The organism is Pseudoalteromonas sp. H105 (assembly GCF_001469215.1).
Classification (GTDB): domain Bacteria; phylum Pseudomonadota; class Gammaproteobacteria; order Enterobacterales; family Alteromonadaceae; genus Pseudoalteromonas.
In genome coordinates, this window is sequence record NZ_LOFH01000013.1 from 1 (window position 1) to 19,215 (window position 19,215).

Genomic DNA, 19,215 nt, shown 5'->3' on the forward strand with positions numbered 1-19,215 from the left:
TGAGACAGTTCGGTCCCTATCTGCCGTGGGCGTTTGAGAATTGAGAGGGGTTGCTCCTAGTACGAGAGGACCGGAGTGAACGAACCGCTGGTGTTCGGGTTGTCATGCCAATGGCATTGCCCGGTAGCTACGTTCGGAACTGATAAGCGCTGAAAGCATCTAAGCGCGAAGCAGGCCTCGAGATGAGTTCTCACTAGACTTTTAAAGTCTCTGAAGGGCCGTTGAAGACTACAACGTTGATAGGCAAGATGTGGAAGCATGGTGACATGTTAAGCTAACTTGTACTAATTACCCGTGAGGCTTAACCATACAACGCCAAACGCGTTTTATGTGACTGTTTAAGCGCAGAAGTTAATAGACTAAAGTAGATTACAGAAAACTTTATTATCAGATATTCCAAATTTTAGTTAGTGCGTAGCGATACGGACTGACACCAAATTTGCTTGGTGACAATAGCGTTTTGGACCCACCTGACCCCATGCCGAACTCAGTAGTGAAACGAAACAGCGCCGATGATAGTGTAGCATTTGTTATGTGAAAGTAGGTCATCGCCAGGCTCCAAATAAGAGAAACCCGTTACAGCGATGTGACGGGTTTTTTGTTGTCTGGGATAAAGTAAATACATCAGGCCACGCCCTCTTGCTGTACTCAGGAGTGAAACGACACAGCGTAAAGGTCAACGTTGGTGTCGCATCTGTTATGCGACTCTTTACTGCTGTAGGCACGAGGTCATCCTACTGCGTAGCGCACCATGGCTCCAAATAAGAGAAACCCGTTACAGCAATGTAGCGGGTTTTTTGTTGTCTGGGATAAAGTAAATACATCAGGCCACGACCCTATGTTGCACTCAGTAGTGAAACGACACAGCGTGAAGGCGAGCCCCGACCTATGATAGTGTTGTATTTGTTAGTGACTCTTTACTGCTGTAGGCACTCTATTATCCATCTTCAATTCGACAATATCGGTTTTTTATACTTAAAATTAAGCGATATCCGCATTGTTAATTTATGTACTATGAAGGATGTAACCGTGAGCTAATTTATAAGCGACTAGAAATTAACTCTGTTGAGTTTACGTGATAGACTTTCTTTTTTTATAATCATTTACGCGGGTAAACATTGGCTATTTCTGATTATCAACAAGTATTAGATGAAATCACTGCAGAGATCCAGCCGCTTTTAGGTCAGGGTAAAGTTGCTGATTATATTCCAGCTCTTGCCAAAGAGGATGCAAGTCAGTTCTCAATAGCAATTCATACCGTTGATGGCCGCACTTTTTGTGCAGGTGATTGTTCTAAGCGATTCACTATACAGTCAGTTTCTAAAGTAATGACACTTACACTGGCGTTACAACGCTATGGTGATGAGCTGTGGCAGAGGGTTGGAAAAGAGCCTTCAGGCACAGCCTTTAATTCGCTAACGCAGCTTGAATTTGAAAAGGGTATTCCTCGTAACCCCTTTATAAATGCGGGGGCTATTGTAACTTGTGATGCGCTATATAGCCGCTTGTCAGCACCAATGCATTCAATGTTAGAAACCTTTCGGCAATTGGCAGGCAATAAAACGATTGTCATCGATAAAAGGGTGGCAAGTTCGGAATATGAATTCCGCCATCGAAATGCCGCTATGGCACATTTGATGAAATCATTTAATAACTTTGATAATGAAGTTGATGATGTTTTATGGGCTTATTTTAATTTTTGTGCAATTGAACTTAACTGTGTTGAACTTGCTAAAGCTTATAACTTTTTGGCAAATAAAGGAATTGATCACACCTCAGGAAAAGAGGTTTTAACGAGTTTACAAAATAAACAGCTTAATTCGTTGTTATTTACAAGTGGGCTTTATGATGCGGCTGGTGATTTTGGTTATCGTGTGGGTATGCCAGGAAAATCCGGAGTATCAGGTACTATTTTGGCCGTTTTGCCGAATAAGTTTACAGTTGCAGTGTGCTCACCAGGTTTAAATTCATTTGGTAATTCGGTTGCTGGGATAGCAGCACTTGAGCTGCTATCCAAAAAACTCGATTTTTCAATTTTTTAAAATTGCGTGGCAGAATTATTGTTCCCAATACACCTGCTCTAGGCAATCTTCTCTTTCTGGCAACCCTCGAGATAGGCGAGGTGAGTGTTGCACAAGTACTTCATAACTGGCGCGATTAGCGTATTTACTAATTTGCGCCAATGAAGAATACGTCATTGCAGGTTGTTCATGTTTTGCAGAATTGCCTACATTAAGTTTATGATAAACATTTGCTGAAAGGTCATGAAGTACAGCAGCAAGTGCGCAGTCGCCAGCACCATTGGTATTCTTTATACTGTCTGGCCCACCCATAAACGGTGCGGTGTGGCTGTAAGCGCGAACAGGGTTTTCACAATCAGCTTTGCGCATTGCACGTGAAAATTCATAACGATTAAAGTCAGCAATAGCACCCGGTAAAAGCGGATATTCTGTTTCTCGTTTGAATTTTTCATCGACGTGGCCAGCCATAAATAGACCTCTTTCGCCTGCGGTACAAATGACTAAATCAACCCAATCAAGGGCTTTGTCGGCGGCTAAAAGAGGATCTTCAAATCCAGTAATAGCAAGGCCTTCTTCTTCGTTCATTGCAAGGATATCAACATGCTCCTTTACAAAGTTAGCCCACCATATTGGATCTTGTTCGATCAAAAATTTAGTACCGAGTGTCAGCACAACCGGTATTCCCGCATCATTGGCGTACTTAACAGCTTGCATTGTCGCTTCTGTCATTGTTTCGCTGCCTTGAGTGCGCATTAAATATGCACTGATCACAAGTGCTGATGAGTTCTCGATAAGGGATTTATCGATTGATTCAGGGCGCAAATGATTCATAAGCCCAGCACTAATGGCAAAAGTACGTTCACCCGTATCATCGATCAATGTAAAGCAACGGCCAATGGGTCCATCAACTGGTTGCAAGTAATCTAGATCAACGCGGCTCGAGGTATTACATAAAAAACGGTATGCATAACTGCCTATTTTTATGTTTTCACTCATTACGCCTAATAGTACAGAGCGGTCATCAGCAAGTACAGAGTAGTTATGCATTGTATTGCCAATTGTCCCACCGGCAAACTCGTAATCGACCATATCGTTTAACTTAAGGCGATCATAGAGCGCATTGGTGATATCACTATCAATAACTTGCGACATTCCTCGGCGCAGGTGAAATTCATCGAGGAAAGCTTGATCAACTTTGGCTTCGATATCAACCACAATTTGGTCTATACCTGTGATATAGCTGCGCTGTAATCTATCACTGGCGTTAAGTTGATTCGTTAGTGGATCTTTGGCTTCCACCGGAAAATAATGTTTATGCCTGCGGCGTCCAGGAAATTTCATTTGCTACCCGTGTGTTGTGAGCTAAATAAAAAAAGCGGGAGATTATAGCGCAATTGGCAGTCTTTGAGCCATGGCAAAGGGGTTTTAATTTGTTTTATTTTTGTCATTAATCGGCTTATTTAGCTTTTTTAAATGCTAAGTGAGTATAATAAAACAATAATTAGTAAAAGTTTGAAAAATATGTACCCACTACACAGTGATGAATATTGGATGGAAGTGGCATTGGCGTACGCCTATAAAGCGGAACAGCTAAATGAAATTCCAGTTGGGGCTGTACTTGTAAAAGATAATGTACTTGTGGCAGCAGGCTACAATCGCTCTATAACAGATAACGATCCATCAGCTCATGCGGAGATGATTGCTATACGTGAAGGTGGAAAGACACTGCAAAATTATCGGCTAATCGATTGCACCTTGTATGTCACTTTAGAGCCTTGCTCTATGTGTGCAGGGCTCTTAGTACATAGCCGTATTAAACGTTTAGTTTTTGGTGCCGCAGATATGAAAACGGGATCAGCCGGTTCAATTATGAACCTGTTACAAGAACCAAGACTAAATCATCAAGTTGATGTGACTGCGGGTGTATTAGCAGAATCGTGTGGTCAAATAATTTCTGACTTTTTCAAACGTCGCCGACAAGAAATTAAAGCAGCAAAAAAAGCTCAGCGAGATAGCGAATCTAATCTTTAGTTGTAGATGCATCATTTAATTCAGACATGACTTGCATGGCAAACATGCGACGCCGCCAAATGATTTTTTTATGTATATTGCGTATCATGATTCTACGACGAGTAGCTGTTGAAAATATAACGTTGCGTTTAAATGCGTGGGTACGCCGACGTTTTAGCATGGTTTCTCCTAATATGTGAGAGTGAGAAGTGATTAATTTAACTCACATTAGTGATCATTTGATTACAAGTAAATAGTTATTTTTAACTGTGACTTATTTACTGACTATGTGGGATCGTTGGTGTTTGACTTATTTGTATCATTTATAGTTGTGGGAACGGTATTTGGTTCACTTATAGGCTCAATTTTTTTCATCGCATTATTTTCATCAAGCCACACCAATGCATCATAGTAGCGGCGAATGTTGTCGACATATTTAACAGCCACATCTCCTCTAGAGTAGCCGTATTTTGTCTTACGGTAGTAACGCTTTTTAATTAATAGTGGTAAACGCTTTTTTACATCAGCCCACTTATCTGGGCTCGCCCCTTGCTGCTGGGTAATAATACGGGCGTCATTAACATGTCCCCAACCAATATTGTATGCAGCCAATGCAAGCCATGTTCTATCAGGTTGAGGGATACGCGCCGGAATGCGCTTTACTAATTTAGCTAAGTATTCAGCCCCCCCTTTGATATTTTGTTCTGGTTCTAGGCGGTTTGTAACACCCACTTGCTTTGCGGTTGCTCGAGTGAGCATCATGATTCCACGCACACCTGTTGGGGATTTTGCTCTGGGGTTCCACATAGATTCTTGATAACTTAGTGCAGCCAACAAGCGCCAATCTAAGCTTCCCGCGTATTGCTCAAACCATGGTTGATATTTGGGTAAAGTCTTTTTAATTGCTTCTATGTATGCGAGTGTATTTACATAGTTAAATTGACGAACATGGCCAAAATACTTTTCTTCTAGTACATACAGTTGGTTGTTTTGTTTTACCTCACCGAAAAAAGGCACAACTAACGCATAAAGTGAGTCATCATTGTCTTTTCGCATTAGCCAAGCAATCGGATCATTTCGGGTTACTGAAAAGCCAATACTTAAATTTGGGTGATATCGACGAAACAACGATAAGGTATGTGAGTCGGCTAAAGTGTAATCAATTTCACCATCTATTACTGCTTGTAATAGCTCTTCCTCATCAAGGTCTTCGGTTTCATTCCAGTTTAAGTCGGGGTAAGTTTGCTTAACCTGCTGAAGCGCGAGCGAGTGACTACTTTTAGCCAGTACTGTCAGGTTCCCTGTTAGATCATCAAAATCGCGAGGGCGCACCCTGCCTTGTTTATACACTAATTTTTGACTAATGGTTCGATACGTTGGGCCAAACCGATAATATTGAGAGCGCATTGAATCGTAAGTTAAACCGGACGCAATAATATCTAAATCACCGCTGTCTAATCGGGAGAACATATCAGTCAGGTTAAAAAATGGCACCATTTCTAACTCAACACCAAGATGTTCGGCAAACGCTTGTGCTAGCTCATATTCAAAGCCTTGCTCTCCCTGGACAGCCTGATAGTAATTACTTGCACCGGCTAAAGTACCGACTCGTATTTTGTTTTGCGTTTTTATTTGGCTAAGCTGAGATTGCTGTTGCTGCATGTCACAGGCGCACAAAAGCATAACTAACGTAATAATTGTTATTAGCTTTTGTCTAATCATAGTATGCCCCTTTAGTACCCTATAACTCTTATACCAAAACTTTAACATCGCGTCACTTGTCGATTAGTTTCAGGGAAGATTTTATTTATGCGGGATTACAATTAGCTGCTTCATTTAAACAATTTTAATTCCGCCCAAATCCTGTATTTCCGACTGACTTGAGTATATAATATGCGCCTAAAATATCGTTCAATCCCTAACCCCGGATGAAAATACCTATGTTGATCCTTCGTGGTGCACCAGCACTTTCCGATTTTAGAGTTCAGAAAATTTTAGCCCGTTGCCAACAGGCGCAACTTCCAGTCACCAACGTGTACGCCGAGTATGCTCACTTTGCTGATTTAACTGCAGCGCTTTCAAGTGATGAGCAAACTAAGCTTGAGAAGCTACTTACCTACGGCCCAACGATCGCAGAACATGCACCAGCAGGCACTTTGGTGTTAGTAACGCCGCGCCCTGGCACTATCTCGCCATGGGCTTCAAAAGCAACGGATATTGCGCACAACTGTGGTTTAACGCAAGTTCACCGTGTAGAGCGTGGTATTGCTTATTACGTTGAAGGTGATTTGAACGCTGAGCAAGTTAGTCAGGTTGCAGCACTGCTGCACGACCGTATGACAGAAGCGACGCACAGCTCGCTTGATGATGCTGCACAGTTATTTCGCACTGATGCTCCAAGTGAAATGTCATCAGTTGACATTTTAGGCGGTGGTCGTGAAGCACTTGCAAATGCGAACGTGGAGCAAGGTTTTGCATTAGCAGATGACGAAATTGACTACTTGGTAGAAAACTTCCAAAAGTTAGGGCGTAACCCGAACGACATCGAATTATTTATGTTTGCACAAGCAAACTCAGAGCATTGTCGTCATAAAATATTTAATGCTGATTGGACAATTGATGGTATAGAACAGCCTAAATCATTGTTCAAAATGATCAAAAATACCTACGAGAAAAACCCTGAGAATGTATTGTCTGCGTATAAAGATAACGCAGCAGTAATGACGGGCTCTAAAGCAGGCCGTTTCTTCCCTAATGCTGAAGGCGAATACGCTTACCATCAAGAAAATATTGAAATCTTGATGAAGGTTGAAACGCATAACCACCCAACAGCCATTGCGCCGTTTTCTGGAGCAGCAACCGGTTCTGGTGGTGAAATTCGTGATGAAGGTGCCACAGGACGAGGCTCTAAGCCTAAAGCAGGTTTAGTCGGCTTTACTGTGTCTAACTTGCGTATTCCAGGTTATGAGCAACCTTGGGAAAGTGATTTTGGTAAACCAGCTCGCATTGTTAATGCCCTTGATATTATGACTGAAGGCCCGTTAGGTGGTGCAGCATTTAATAATGAGTTTGGTCGTCCAAACTTAGTTGGTTATTTCCGTACTTATGAAGAACAAGTCACCAGCCACAATGGTTTTGAAGTACGTGGTTACCATAAGCCAATTATGCTTGCCGGTGGTTTAGGTAATATTCGTACCGACCATGTGCAAAAAGGGGATATTCCAGTTGGCGCTAAGTTAATCGCTTTAGGTGGCCCTGCAATGAACATTGGTTTAGGTGGCGGCGCCGCTTCATCAATGGCCTCAGGTCAATCTAACGAAGACTTAGACTTTGCTTCAGTACAACGTGAAAACCCTGAAATGGAACGTCGTTGCCAAGAAGTTATCGATAAGTGCTGGCAACTAGGTGATGCTAACCCAATTGCGTTTATTCACGATGTGGGTGCTGGCGGTTTATCAAATGCATTCCCTGAGCTTGTCAATGATGGTGGACGTGGTGGTAAGTTCCAACTACGTGATATTCCAAATGATGAGCCAGGCATGGCACCACACGAAATTTGGTGTAATGAATCACAAGAGCGTTATGTACTTGCTGTAGCAGTTGAAGATTTTGACCGTTTTGAAGCGATTTGTAAGCGGGAACGTGCGCAGTACGCTGTAATCGGTGAAGCGACAGAAGAGCGTCACTTAACGGTTGCTGATAGTCATTTTGATAACAGCCCAGTTGATTTACCACTTGATGTATTACTAGGTAAAGCGCCTAAAATGCACCGTGAAGCAAATACACAAAAAGCTGTGAGCGAAGCGCTTGATACTAGTAATATTGACGTAGCTGAAGCGGCAACTCGTTTATTACGTTTGCCAACCATTGCAGAAAAAACCTTCTTAATCACCATAGGTGACCGCTCGGTAACAGGTCTTGTTGCCCGCGACCAAATGGTTGGCCCTTGGCAGGTGCCAGTTGCTAACTGTGCCGTTACAGCAGCAACTTATGATACTTACCACGGTGAAGCAATGTCGCTTGGTGAGCGTACACCTGCAGCACTTCTTAACTATGGCGCATCAGCACGCTTAGCTGTGGCTGAGTCATTAACGAATATTGCGTGTGCCAATATTGGTGGTCTCGAAAACATTAAGTTATCGGCAAACTGGATGGCCGCAGCGGGTCACCCTGGTGAAGATGCGGGCCTTTATGAAGCAGTTAAAGCAGTAGGCGAAGAGCTTTGCCCAGCGCTGGGCTTAACTATTCCAGTGGGTAAAGATTCAATGTCGATGAAAACTCAGTGGGATGAAAATGGCGAGCAAAAATCAGTTACTGCGCCGTTATCATTAATTATCACTGCATTTGGTCGTGTTGATGATGTACGTAAAACTGTCACTCCACAGCTACGTACAGACAAAGGTGAAACATCACTTATTTTAGTTGACTTAGGTGCTGGCAAAAACCGTATGGGTGCATCAAGCTTAGCGCAAGTTTATAAGCAGCTTGGTGATGTAACCCCAGATGTTGATAGCCCTGAGTTATTAAAAGGCTTCTATAATGCAATGCAGGCGCTTGTCGCTGATAATAAGCTACTTGCTTATCATGACCGTTCAGACGGTGGTTTATTTACTACAGTAGCTGAAATGGCGTTTGCTGGTCACACGGGTGTAACTATTGACCTTGATGGTTTATCAGGTTCAGACATCGAAGCACTTTACAACGAAGAGCTCGGTGCTGTTATCCAAGTTGCTAATAGCGACTTAGCAACAGTGAATGCGGTATTTGCTGAGCACGGTATTGCTGCTATTAGCCATGAAATTGGTACACTAAATAACGATGATGCTGTGGTATTTAACCGTGCAGGTAATGCTGTACTGAATAATACACGCACTGAACTTCGTACTATTTGGGCCGAAACAACGTATCAAATGCAAGCACGTCGTGATAATCCTGACTGTGCTAAGCAAGAGTTTGATGCAAAGTTTGATGCGAAAGACCCCGGTCTTAACGTTAAACTCAACTTTGACTTAAATGAAGATGTCGCTGCACCTTACATTGCTACAGGCGCTAAGCCTAAAATGGCTATCTTGCGTGAGCAAGGTGTTAACTCGCACCTAGAAATGGCTGCGGCGTTTAACCGTGCAGGTTTTGCTGCGGTTGATGTTCACATGAGCGATATTCTTGAAGGACGCTTAAGCCTTGAGGAATTTAAAGGTTTAGTGGCGTGTGGTGGTTTCTCTTACGGTGACGTATTAGGTGCGGGTGAAGGTTGGGCTAAGTCAATCTTATTTAATGATATGGCTCGTGACCAATTCCAAAGTTTCTTTGAGCGTCAAGATTCCTTTAGTTTAGGTGTCTGTAACGGTTGTCAGATGTTATCAACATTAAAAGAGTTGATCCCTGGTACCGAGCATTGGCCACGTTTTGTGACCAATAAATCAGAGCGCTTTGAAGCACGCTTTAGCTTAGTAGAAGTACAAGAGAGTCCATCTGTATTCTTCAAAGGCATGGCGGGTTCTCGTATGCCAATCGCGGTTTCTCATGGTGAAGGTCATGCAGAGTTTGCCAACGACGCAGCTGTTAAAGCAGCACTTGATTCAGGCACTGTCGCAGTTAAGTTTGTTGATAACCACGGTAACCCAACAACGCAATACCCTAATAACCCGAATGGTTCGCCTGAAGGTATTACCGGTATTACATCAGCGGACGGTCGTGCAACAGTGATGATGCCACACCCTGAACGTGTATTCCGTGCAGTTGCTAACTCTTGGCACCCAGATGAGTGGAAAGAGGATAGCCCATGGATGCGTATGTTTAGAAATGCGCGTAAAAATGTAGGTTAAGCTACATTTATACACACTAGATTCAGAATCTAGTTGTAAAATTAAAGGCTGCATTGTGCAGCCTTTTTTGTCTTCACTGGTCAAGGTTCAAATTAAGGATAGTATGATCACACGCATCATATGGGGAATTGTGTTTTTATTGCTGAGTGTTTTAACACTTGGTTATGCATTTCGTATGCCTATTACTCAGTGGGTTGTAGCGCCGACATTGAGTCAATCAGGTATTGAATTAAATTGTTTAGATTGGTCACTAAACTCTAATGTTAGCTTAAACATATCGCGAGTATGCCTGACTTATCAAGGCCATCAAATTGAGCTTGGCAGTATTGTGGCGAACACAAAAAACATAATTGTAGGCCGTGCAAGTCTTCAATTAAATGATAGTGAGAATGACACATCAGGTAATCGCGCCTTCAAAAAGCTGGCTCTTAATTTACCCAGTGGGCGGCCGACAATTGATATCAAAAGACTGTTAATTACCCACCCACAACTTCATGATGCACTATCGGTTAGCGTTCGTGAAGAAACGCTGAATACATTTGTCATTTCAGGTGATGTCACCGCCGAGATTGCAGTTAGCAATCATAAAGTTGTTGGCCGTTTTAATCTAGCAGATAGATTACTTGCAAAGATAAAGCCGATACCCGCGCTTACATTAAGCAGTGAGCATGAGTTCACCTTTGACGGAGCATTAGTTGATATAAAATCAAATATAGATGCTGAGTTTACTCAAGCGTTTAGTCAATGCCCTTTGACGGTTGATGTTTTAGGTGATGTGAATGTTTACTATCATTTTAACGATAAAAAAGCATCGTTAAATGCGCAGCAATTAACGAGCTGGGTAACGTTTGATAGTGGCTGTTTAGCGATTATAAATAATCAACCACAGCGTGACTTTATAGCAAAGCAACTGCCTTTAAAGTGGCAGCTCATGATGAAAGACACGGTGGCATTTGAAAATGATCAACTTGGTATACCATCAATAGTATTTAACGCTAAAAACAGCGAAGCGAAGCTCAGCCTGAGAAACCTAGCGATCAATGTCCAGCAGCCACTTGAGCAAGCCAAAGGCGATATCAAGTTATTGTTTAATAGTGAAGGTATTGAACATATAGCAGTAAATGCAGCTTTGAATAACTTGGCTATGAACGGCGATTACCAATTAGGCGCCAATGAACTCCCGGGTTTTTTACCCGCATCAGCTAAAAAGTTAACAAGCACAGGTCAATTTAAAATAGCGAATGTTTTACAACTTCAACAAGATGCTAAAATAACCAGCGAGATTACTTTTGCTGAGCTTAATGTTGATAAATTAACTGCAAAGGGTTACAAGGCGCAGTTTGAGGCTGAAATTGATGATAAACAAAATATAAACGCAAGCTTAAATAGCCAATTACGCTCAGTGACTTATGAGCAATACCAAGTGCTTGGTGTGAAAAATCAATTATCGACATCATCTAGGTTAGCTGTTGGCGAATTATTTGTGGATTTAAACAGTGAAACTAAACTTGCTCAATTTAACAGTGATTTTTTAGATTTAAATAACATTCGTATAAGCTCTAAGGGTATGCAAAGTAGGGCGTTGCAAGCCTCGCATCATATCTTTATTGATGGTATTGAGTTAGTGGCTAGTCACCATATTTCTGCTGTTGAACACCCATTTGAGATAACGATAGCAGAGCAAGCTGTGACTAAACTTAACTCTGTTTTACAGCAGTTTTCGCCATTAGCAACACTAACAGATGGCAGCTTTAATGGCGTTGTTCGCGGAGATGTAAATTTACAGCAGGCAGACTTCACATTCAACGTAGATCGGGTAAGTGGATTATTCAATGATTTTTTAGCAAAGCACTTTAGTAGTCAACTAACGGGCGCTTATTATTCAGGTCAGCTTAATGTGGCTCCCACTACATTTGAATTAAATGAGTTACGTGCGGGTGCTGTTGTTAGTGATATCACAGGTAACTTAAGCGTTGATAACTCTGTTGCACGCGTTTATCAATTAGCAGGTGGTGTGCTTGGTGGTCGCTTCGCTTTGGATAGCTATAAAGTGACTAAAGAGGCTCAGCAGTGTCTGGTCACATTTAAAAATATTGATGCTAGTAAGCTTATAACGCTAGATGATAAATCAGGTATCACTTTAACGGGGAGGGTGAATGGACGTTTGCCTGTTTACCTTGATCAACAAGGTATTTCGGTAAAGTCCGGTGAGTTATCAAGCGATGGGACTGGTAAGTTAATTATTGCTGATAATGCTGCTTTTAATGCGGTCAAAGCTCAGCAGCAAGAACTGGATCCAATTTTAAGCTTATTGGAAGACTTAGATATTCAGAGCTTAAATAGTAGTGTCGATTTAAAGCCGAATGGTTGGCTTTATTTAGGTGTAAATTTAAAGGGGTACAATGAAGAACAAGCACAGCAAGTTAACTTTAATTACAACCACGAAGAAAATGTATTTACGCTCTTGAGGGCATTGCGCTTAAGTGATGAAATTACTCAAAAAGTTGAACAAGAGTATTCAACAAAAGGAACTAAAAATGACTAAATGGCTGTTAATACTTACAGCACTGGGGTTGCTTAGTGCATGTACGCACCGCGTTGAAGTCGCGGCGAAAGAGCCTATCACTATTAATTTAAATGTGAAGGTTGATCATGAAATTCGTGTAAAAGTTGATAAAGAGCTAGATGATCTCTTTGGCGACGATAGTGAGTTATTCTAAGGAGCAATGATGAGTTTATTAAAAAATAAAAAGTTAAATATGATATCACTTTTAAGTGCCGTTTTCATGTCATTTTCTGTCTGGGCAATCACGTTAGACAACGCTAAAAACCAAGGGCTTGTTGGTGAAGATAGCTCTGGTTATTTGGGATTGGTTGTACAAAATGCAGAGGCGAAAGCGGTTGTTGATGAAATTAACGCAAAGCGTAAAGCACAGTATTTAAAACTTGCGAAAAAGAATAACTTGTCACTGGCTCAAGTAGAAGCATTGGCTGCAGCGAAAACGATTGAAAAAACTCGAGCAGGTAACTTCGTTGAAGTAAATGGAGAGTGGGTTAAAAAATAAACTCAGCGCATTACTTAAGGACATTAAAAACCGAGCCTACATGCTCGGTTTTTTACAGTTCTCTAATAAAGCTTGCCAAAAATCGATACCTTTACGGCGTGCCAGCTTAATATTGTGCTCAGGGATTGATTCTGGCTCATTGTATTTATCTAACGCAGCGCTCATGCTTGCTTCACGTATTAGGTGTAAAGTCGGGAATGGGGCCCGATTAGTATAATTAGCAGCATCGTTTTCATCGCTATCAGCAAATACATAATCAGGATGAAAGTTCGCTATTTGGTACTTTCCTTCAAATCCTTGTGCAACGAGCAGTGCATTAGCTAAATCAACTAAATCTAAAAATGCCTCAAAATCAACAAAGCCTTGCTCAAACATGATAAGTGTTGTTTCTCGCTCAGCTAAGGAATTAAGTTGATTACACTGCTCAAGCATTTCCATCACCGCATCATCGATGCTGACACTCTGGCTGGTATAATAATGAATACAGTTATTCTCGACTTCTTGTCTTGCGAACGGACAAAAATTATATTTTACAATAACATTCGAGACCCACTGGCGAGTTTGTACTTCTGCTAACGTGATGGTTTGATTGTTCATGGTTTAATATACTGATTAATTGTGGTGAGTGTTTTTGCAATAGCGCCTTGGTTAATCACTAGGCATTTATTTGCCTGTATACCGAGTGCTTTACACGATTCTGGTTCGTTTGCATAAAAGCAAAGCAGCTTGTGAAGTTCGTCGCTACTTTTAACTTGTTTACAGCCGCCGAGCGCTATTAGCTCCGGGTAAACATGGTTAAAGTTATAGGTGTGCGGGCCGGTTAGTGCCCCTACAGAAAATGCGGCTGCTTCAAGAGGGTTATGACCGCCACGCTCAATTAAACTCCCCCCGATATAGCTCACATTAGCCATGCCATAAAGGCACTGTAATTCACCTAGTGTATCCGCCAATAATACGTGCTCATTAGCATAATTACTTTCGCTTCTGCGACTAAATGTAAGGTCTGAATTTTTTAGTAGATCGGCAACTTTATTAAATTGTTCTGGGTGGCGTGGGGCGATAACAAGCAGTGCATCAGGGTACTGCGTCAGTAAATGTGAGTGAACTTGTAAAATAAGCTCATGTTCAATCGGGTGGGTCGAGCCTGCAACCCAAATAAAGCGTTGCTGATTATAAAGTAACTTTAATTCAGACACTGTTTCAAGCTGCTCAACGTTCGGTTGAATATCAAATTTAATTGAGCCAGTTACAGCTACTTTATCAGGTGCTAAACCCAATTCAATAAAGCGTTGTGCATCTTGTTGGTTATGACTTGCCAGACGTGTTATTGAGTTCATTATTACATGGGTTAGTGGCTTAACTTTATTATAGCCTTGCTGTGATTTTGCCGATAAACGCGCGTTTAATACCAGCACCGGAATGTGTTTATTGCAGCACTGCGCCATTAAATTTGGCCAAAGTTCGGTTTCTAATATACACAGTGCTTTTGGCTGTATATTTTTTAAAAAACGAGCTGTTGCAGATGGTAAATCAAGGGGCAAGTAAAGTACCTGTACTGAGTCTTTAAAGTTACTTTTTATTTGCTCACGACCGGTAGGAGTATTGCAGGTGATGATGATTGCTAACTTAGGGTGCTGTAATTGCAGTTGCTTTATTAAAGGGGTTGCAGCAAGCACCTCACCCACTGAGGCACAATGTATGAGTAAAGAAGAGGTCTTGTTCGCTTTTACAAATCCAAAGCGTTCAGCAAAATGATGACGATACGCAGGGTTCTTTTTACCCCTTAATACATAAAGGTAAAAAACAATTAACGGGCTTAACAAATACAGGATAAGCGAATAGAAAAAGCGTGCCATTTTTAAGCCTCGAATAATAAAGTGTAATAATAACGTGGATACTTAAGAAGCTAAATATGAAATTGTTAAAAAGCGTTATTTGAGAGAGTTTTGAGTGTTTAGTTTGCCCTAATTTGGTAATATTTCGCTACTTATTAGAAAACATGTGATGTTATGGAATTCAAATTTATTAAAGCTGCGGTAGTCGCCTGCTTTTTAGGAGGCACATTTCCAGTGCTTGCTAGTCCCACAGCATATTTACCAATAGGCATGGATGCTCAGCTTGATCACCAGCTAGACACATTATTTGCACTTACATCGGGCACGCCGATGGCTAAGCCGTATCGCCTTACTGAGGTGGAAGCTGCCCTTAGAAAATTACAGGCTACTGAGCCGACTCTAGTTAGTGCAATTCGAGCTAAAATAAAGCCTTACCAAGGCACTGATAATATCACTCGTGTTGGTGTTAAGCTTAGAGTGGATGGTGATAAAAGTGTAAAACTTGCCAATCAACGAGGTGTGAGTTCTGATGAGTGGGGGCAGGCTTTTTTTGAGGGAATTTGGCGCCCGAATGATTACATGCTGATGCAAATTGGCGCAGATTATCGTGCTAAACAAAATAAATTTACTAACTATAATAGTTTTATTAGCTTTGCGGGCGACGACTTGCAGCTCAATATTGGTTACAAGGAACACTGGTTTTCGCCGTTTAAGCAATCAGCACAGATTATTTCAACTAATGCTCGAACGTCGCCATCAATTTCGTTGGGTATGGTAGCACCAGCACATAACTGGTGGAACTTTGATTTTGAGCTTTACTATTCAGAGCTTGAACATGTAGAAAAAGGCATTTTATATCAAGATGAACTTCATGATGGAACGCCAAAACTCGCTGGTACACATATTAGTATCGAACCTGTTGATGGATGGAAAATTGGCGTAAATAGGATGATGCAGTTCGGCGGTGGTCCACGTGAAGTTAATGTCGGGGATGTATTTAAAGCGTTTTTTGACCCTGCAGGGCAAGATAACAGTAAGCTGGCTGGTGGACCTGATAACGAGTTAGGTGATCAGTTTGCATCAGTTACCAGTGTTATTAATTTTAATTGGGGTATGCCTGCTGAGTTATACTTCGAGTATGGTGGTGAAGATACCAAAGAGCATAAAAATTACGAGCTTGGTAACATTGTCTATAACTTAGGGCTCTTTTTACCCATTGTGACCGATGATCTCGCTGTTCGTTACGAATATACCAGCATGCATAGCTTGTGGTACAAAAATTATATATACCCTAAAGTTGGCAATACGAGAGAGGGTTTCGTAATTGGGCATTACGCAGCGGATCAGCGTAACTTTAATGATGGTGTGCCTTCGGATATCCATAGTTTAGAGGTTAGTTATGCGCAAAGTTCAGCATCATTCTGGCGAACAAAATTGACCCTCATAGATAACGAAAGTGGTTATGTAGACAATCAGGGAGCCGTAAGCGACCAATATGAACAAGCCATCGAGCTGCAAATAAGCAATAACCGACAATGGCAAGAGTACAATATTGAAACCACATTGACGTACGGCGAAGATGTCTTTGGTGATGATTATACTTGGTTATCAGTGGCACTTTTTTGGTAATTAAAAGCCTAAACAAATTTAAGAGAAATGATTATGTCTAAAACTGACTCAGTAGCAGCGAGCTACCTCGAAAGCCTAACACGTCATCAAGCCTTGTTTGAGACAATGGAAACGTATCATCCTCAAGTGATGCAGTTACTTGAAGTGTGTCATAGCGCGTTACAAGCGGGTGGCAAAGTTGTTTGGTTTGGTAATGGTGGCAGTGCAGCAGATGCGCAACATTTAGCTGCCGAATTTGTTGTACGCTATAAATTAGAGCGTGGACCATTGGCTTCCATTGCGTTAACGACAGACACATCTATTTTGACAGCACACAGTAACGATTATCACTTTGACACGGTATTTGAACGTCAAGTGCAAGCTTTGTGCAAACCTGAAGATCTTGTCATTGGTTTAACGACCTCTGGCACCAGTGCAAATATCAACCTTGCATTGGCTGCAGCCAATGAAATTGGTGCTTATACTGTGGCGCTCACTGGCCGAGATGGTGGCAAGGTAAAAGATATTGCCAAACTACCTATCATTATAAAAGATGATGAAACAGCACGTATCCAAGAAGCGCATATGTTTATTGGTCATTGGCTATGTGAAGCGATTGATATGGTTGTTGCGGGGCAAAAGTAATGGATTTAGCACTTCTAAAGAACCTTTCAAATGCCAAAATTTTAGTGGTCGGTGATGTGATGCTAGACCGCTATTGGCATGGCGATTCTGGACGCATTTCTCCTGAAGCACCGGTTCCTATTGTTAAAGTTAGTAAATTCGAAGATAAAGCGGGTGGGGCTGCCAATGTCGCAAAAAACATTGCACGATTAGATGGCAAAGTCGGCCTACTTGGATTGATTGGTGAGGATGAAAGCGGGCAAATTCTTGAAAATATTCTAAACGAAGAATGTATTGACTCTCAGCTTGTTAGTGTGTGTGATTTGCCAACCATCTCAAAAATGCGTGTTATTAGCCGCCATCAACAGGTAGTCCGTTTGGATTTAGAAGAAAGGTTTAGCACGCAACACAGTCAGTTATTACTTAACCGCCTTGAGCTTGTATTAGAGCAGTATGATTTTGTATTGTTCTCTGATTATGACAAAGGGTCGCTGAGTTTAATCCAAGCAATGATCCAGGTGGCAAAAGCGGCGGGTAAAACAGTATTAATCGACCCTAAATCATCTGACTTAAATCAATATCGTGGTGCTGATTATATAACACCTAACCTTAATGAGTTCACACTAGCGGGTGGCTTAACTGACTCCGAGCAAAACTTGACGGATAGCGCCAGAGAGTTAATCAAAAATGCAGGCGTCGCAGCTATGTTACTTACACGCTCTGAGCAAGGCATGTCATTGATCAGTGCTGATGAAAAATACGATTTTTCAGCACAACAGCTTGAGGTCAGTGATGTAACCGGTGCCGGTGATACTGTTATCGCAACGCTAGCGGTGATGCTTGGTGCTGGTATGCAACCAAAAGATGCCGTTGAAATAGCCAATCTTGCAGCGGGTATTGTGGTGAGTAAACTCGGTGCTGCTACTGTATCGCCAGAAGAATTAAGTCGTAAGCTTGGGCAGTACTTGCAAAAAAATGGTGAGCATTACCAAACACCGTTTGATGATGTACTGCAGCATATTGAATTTGCAAAACAAAATGGTGAGACAATTGTCTTTACTAATGGGTGTTTTGACATTTTACATGCGGGCCACGTTCGTTATTTAGCACAAGCAAAAGCACGGGGTGATCGTTTAGTGGTTGGTTTAAATAATGATGAATCAATTGCTCGCTTAAAAGGCCCCGAAAGACCGATCAACCCTTTAGATGAACGTGCCATGGTGTTAAGCGCATTAGCTTCCGTTGACTGGGTCATTCCATTTGGCAGTGTTGCAGAAAATGACACGCCAGCTAAATTAATCGAGAAAATTAGTCCTGATATTTTAGTTAAAGGCGGTGACTATACTGTTGAGCAAATCGCGGGGGCTGAGCATGTACTTCGCCACGGTGGTAAAGTTGAGGTATTAGCGTTTCTGGATGGCTGTTCAACCTCAAAAGTGATCAGTAAAATTAAAGCGTAGACTTTAGCGCTGACTGGTATGCAGAGTTTAACTGCTGCCAGTCACTCTGTTGCCAGTGCATAACATTGTTGCGACCCTGCTCTTTATAGAATGAGCGAAGTAAACGTGTCATATTAGCGTGTTGCCACTGGGCATGAACTGCTTTTATCTCCCCTCTGTCAAAGTCGATAATATAAACACTTCCACTATCATTAAATAAAATATTATTAATATTCAAATCAGCATGATAAACGCCACGGTTATGAAATAACGCAATTGCATTGCCAATTTTTGTTAATTCACTACTCGTTAAAGCGCGCTCTTTTAATACATCAAGTAAGCTTTGCGCTCCGTCAATGGCTTGGGTGATGATATCTCCACGGTAAATTAACCCTTGCTTAGTTATTTTTGCGGCAATTGGTTTGGGCACGTTTAAACCCATTTCACAAAGTGTCATCATCAAAACAAACTCTTGATAAACGCGAGTCTTTTCAAGGCCAGGGTACACGTATTGATCGCTTAAAACTTTCCCCACTAAACCGCCGCGCCAATAGTGTCTGAGCACAGCGGTTAAATTGTTATGGCAAAAAAACCATGCGGTCGCGCGTCCTTTTTTACTGCCAACAATTTTTCCTTGTTGTTGCCAATACTCAGCATCAAACCAGTTTAAGCTAATTTGAGTACTGTACTCTGGGTGACTCAAAAGAGTGTGTTGATTGATTGTTTGTTGGTTAAACATGGCAGATTTACTTAATAACAGGCATAGATATATCTTAACGTGTTTTAAA

The 19,215-nt window shown here is 41.6% G+C and carries 15 protein-coding genes and 2 rRNA genes; 11 read left to right on the forward strand and 6 right to left on the reverse strand.

Going from position 1 to position 19,215, the window contains the following annotated elements; genetic code table 11:
* From ATS75_RS17640 to glsB, 3 genes are all read left to right on the forward strand, one after another.
* Positions 1 to 309: ribosomal RNA gene (locus ATS75_RS17640) — 23S ribosomal RNA — on the forward strand; the annotation flags it as partial.
* A 133-nt stretch (positions 310 to 442) separates the two neighbouring features.
* Positions 443 to 557 (forward strand): 5S ribosomal RNA (rrf, locus tag ATS75_RS17645).
* A 561-nt stretch (positions 558 to 1,118) separates the two neighbouring features.
* On the forward strand, positions 1,119 to 2,042 hold the full coding sequence (gene glsB, locus ATS75_RS17650) for a glutaminase B (protein WP_152996244.1): 924 nt from the start codon (positions 1,119 to 1,121) through the stop codon (positions 2,040 to 2,042).
* 15 nt (positions 2,043 to 2,057) lie between these two features.
* Here the strand turns inward: glsB and ATS75_RS17655 are convergent, their stop codons facing one another.
* The gene (locus tag ATS75_RS17655; protein ID WP_058561742.1) at positions 2,058 to 3,362 is read right to left on the reverse strand and encodes an inosine/guanosine kinase; all 1,305 of its coding nucleotides are present in this window, start codon (positions 3,360 to 3,362) and stop codon (positions 2,058 to 2,060) included.
* Between the two features lie 180 nt (positions 3,363 to 3,542).
* Here ATS75_RS17655 and tadA point away from each other — a divergent pair, with 180 nt between their 5' ends.
* Positions 3,543 to 4,052 (forward strand): tRNA adenosine(34) deaminase TadA, encoded by a 510-nt coding sequence (tadA, locus tag ATS75_RS17660; RefSeq protein ID WP_058561826.1) that lies wholly within the window; start codon positions 3,543 to 3,545, stop codon positions 4,050 to 4,052.
* Here tadA and ATS75_RS20525 read toward each other — a convergent pair.
* Together ATS75_RS20525 and mltF are read right to left on the reverse strand one after the other, a co-directional pair.
* Complete coding sequence (locus tag ATS75_RS20525; RefSeq protein WP_201020978.1) at positions 4,042 to 4,212, reverse strand: hypothetical protein; 171 nt, start codon at positions 4,210 to 4,212, stop codon at positions 4,042 to 4,044. The two genes, tadA and ATS75_RS20525, sit on opposite strands and share 11 nt — an antisense overlap.
* A gap of 104 nt (positions 4,213 to 4,316) precedes the next feature.
* Positions 4,317 to 5,753 carry a membrane-bound lytic murein transglycosylase MltF gene (gene mltF, locus ATS75_RS17665; RefSeq protein ID WP_058561743.1) on the reverse strand — a complete coding sequence of 479 codons (1,437 nt, stop codon included), beginning with the start codon at positions 5,751 to 5,753 and terminating at the stop codon, positions 4,317 to 4,319.
* A 218-nt stretch (positions 5,754 to 5,971) separates the two neighbouring features.
* Between mltF and purL the strand changes: the two genes are divergently transcribed.
* The 4 genes from purL (at position 5,972) to ATS75_RS17685 (ending at position 12,921) form a co-directional block, all read left to right on the forward strand.
* A complete protein-coding gene (gene purL / locus ATS75_RS17670; RefSeq protein ID WP_058561744.1) occupies positions 5,972 to 9,856 on the forward strand; it encodes a phosphoribosylformylglycinamidine synthase in 3,885 nt (1,294 codons plus the stop codon).
* 103 nt (positions 9,857 to 9,959) lie between these two features.
* Positions 9,960 to 12,401, forward strand: a complete 2,442-nt coding sequence (locus ATS75_RS17675) for a YdbH domain-containing protein (protein WP_058561745.1) — start codon at positions 9,960 to 9,962, stop codon at positions 12,399 to 12,401.
* A complete protein-coding gene (locus ATS75_RS17680; protein ID WP_058561746.1) occupies positions 12,394 to 12,576 on the forward strand; it encodes a YnbE family lipoprotein in 183 nt (60 codons plus the stop codon). Before ATS75_RS17675 ends, ATS75_RS17680 begins: the two co-directional genes overlap by 8 nt.
* Before the next feature lie 9 nt (positions 12,577 to 12,585).
* A complete protein-coding gene (locus ATS75_RS17685; RefSeq protein WP_058561747.1) occupies positions 12,586 to 12,921 on the forward strand; it encodes a YdbL family protein in 336 nt (111 codons plus the stop codon).
* 36 nt (positions 12,922 to 12,957) lie between these two features.
* Here ATS75_RS17685 and ATS75_RS17690 read toward each other — a convergent pair whose 3' ends face one another.
* The gene (locus ATS75_RS17690; protein WP_058561748.1) at positions 12,958 to 13,518 is read right to left on the reverse strand and encodes a DUF1415 domain-containing protein; all 561 of its coding nucleotides are present in this window, start codon (positions 13,516 to 13,518) and stop codon (positions 12,958 to 12,960) included.
* Positions 13,515 to 14,777, reverse strand: a complete 1,263-nt coding sequence (waaA, locus tag ATS75_RS17695) for a lipid IV(A) 3-deoxy-D-manno-octulosonic acid transferase (RefSeq protein WP_058561749.1) — start codon at positions 14,775 to 14,777, stop codon at positions 13,515 to 13,517. Before waaA ends, ATS75_RS17690 begins: the two co-directional genes overlap by 4 nt.
* 153 nt (positions 14,778 to 14,930) lie before the next feature.
* Here waaA and ATS75_RS17700 point away from each other — a divergent pair, with 153 nt between their 5' ends.
* The 3 genes from ATS75_RS17700 to hldE are packed head-to-tail and all read left to right on the forward strand — an operon-like array spanning position 14,931 to position 18,448.
* A complete protein-coding gene (locus ATS75_RS17700) occupies positions 14,931 to 16,385 on the forward strand; it encodes a capsule assembly Wzi family protein (protein WP_082665518.1) in 1,455 nt (484 codons plus the stop codon).
* Between the two features lie 33 nt (positions 16,386 to 16,418).
* Entirely contained in the window at positions 16,419 to 17,009 is a 591-nt protein-coding gene (locus ATS75_RS17705; RefSeq protein ID WP_058561750.1) for an SIS domain-containing protein, read from the forward strand.
* Positions 17,009 to 18,448, forward strand: a complete 1,440-nt coding sequence (gene hldE, locus ATS75_RS17710; RefSeq protein WP_058561751.1) for a bifunctional D-glycero-beta-D-manno-heptose-7-phosphate kinase/D-glycero-beta-D-manno-heptose 1-phosphate adenylyltransferase HldE — start codon at positions 17,009 to 17,011, stop codon at positions 18,446 to 18,448. Before ATS75_RS17705 ends, hldE begins: the two co-directional genes overlap by 1 nt.
* On the opposite strand, the gene ATS75_RS17715 is transcribed toward hldE, so the two are convergent.
* Entirely contained in the window at positions 18,438 to 19,166 is a 729-nt protein-coding gene (locus tag ATS75_RS17715; protein ID WP_058561752.1) for a 3-deoxy-D-manno-octulosonic acid kinase, read from the reverse strand. The genes hldE and ATS75_RS17715 overlap by 11 nt on opposite strands.
* Positions 19,167 to 19,215: the final 49 nt, after the last annotated feature.

Bases quoted from the DNA above. Each gene is read 5' to 3' on its own strand.
- ATS75_RS20525 (WP_201020978.1), bottom strand. From the start codon at position 4,212: ATGCTAAAACGTCGGCGTACCCACGCATTTAAACGCAACGTTATATTT.
- tadA (WP_058561826.1), top strand. From the start codon at position 3,543: ATGTACCCACTACACAGTGATGAATATTGGATGGAAGTGGCATTGGCG.
- ATS75_RS17690 (WP_058561748.1), bottom strand. From the start codon at position 13,518: ATGAACAATCAAACCATCACGTTAGCAGAAGTACAAACTCGCCAGTGG.
- purL (WP_058561744.1), top strand. From the start codon at position 5,972: ATGTTGATCCTTCGTGGTGCACCAGCACTTTCCGATTTTAGAGTTCAG.
- hldE (WP_058561751.1), top strand. From the start codon at position 17,009: ATGGATTTAGCACTTCTAAAGAACCTTTCAAATGCCAAAATTTTAGTG.
- ATS75_RS17700 (WP_082665518.1), top strand. From the start codon at position 14,931: ATGGAATTCAAATTTATTAAAGCTGCGGTAGTCGCCTGCTTTTTAGGA.
- ATS75_RS17655 (WP_058561742.1), bottom strand. From the start codon at position 3,362: ATGAAATTTCCTGGACGCCGCAGGCATAAACATTATTTTCCGGTGGAA.
- ATS75_RS17685 (WP_058561747.1), top strand. From the start codon at position 12,586: ATGAGTTTATTAAAAAATAAAAAGTTAAATATGATATCACTTTTAAGT.
- ATS75_RS17680 (WP_058561746.1), top strand. From the start codon at position 12,394: ATGACTAAATGGCTGTTAATACTTACAGCACTGGGGTTGCTTAGTGCA.
- ATS75_RS17715 (WP_058561752.1), bottom strand. From the start codon at position 19,166: ATGTTTAACCAACAAACAATCAATCAACACACTCTTTTGAGTCACCCA.
- ATS75_RS17705 (WP_058561750.1), top strand. From the start codon at position 16,419: ATGTCTAAAACTGACTCAGTAGCAGCGAGCTACCTCGAAAGCCTAACA.
- mltF (WP_058561743.1), bottom strand. From the start codon at position 5,753: ATGATTAGACAAAAGCTAATAACAATTATTACGTTAGTTATGCTTTTG.
- waaA (WP_058561749.1), bottom strand. From the start codon at position 14,777: ATGGCACGCTTTTTCTATTCGCTTATCCTGTATTTGTTAAGCCCGTTA.
- ATS75_RS17675 (WP_058561745.1), top strand. From the start codon at position 9,960: ATGATCACACGCATCATATGGGGAATTGTGTTTTTATTGCTGAGTGTT.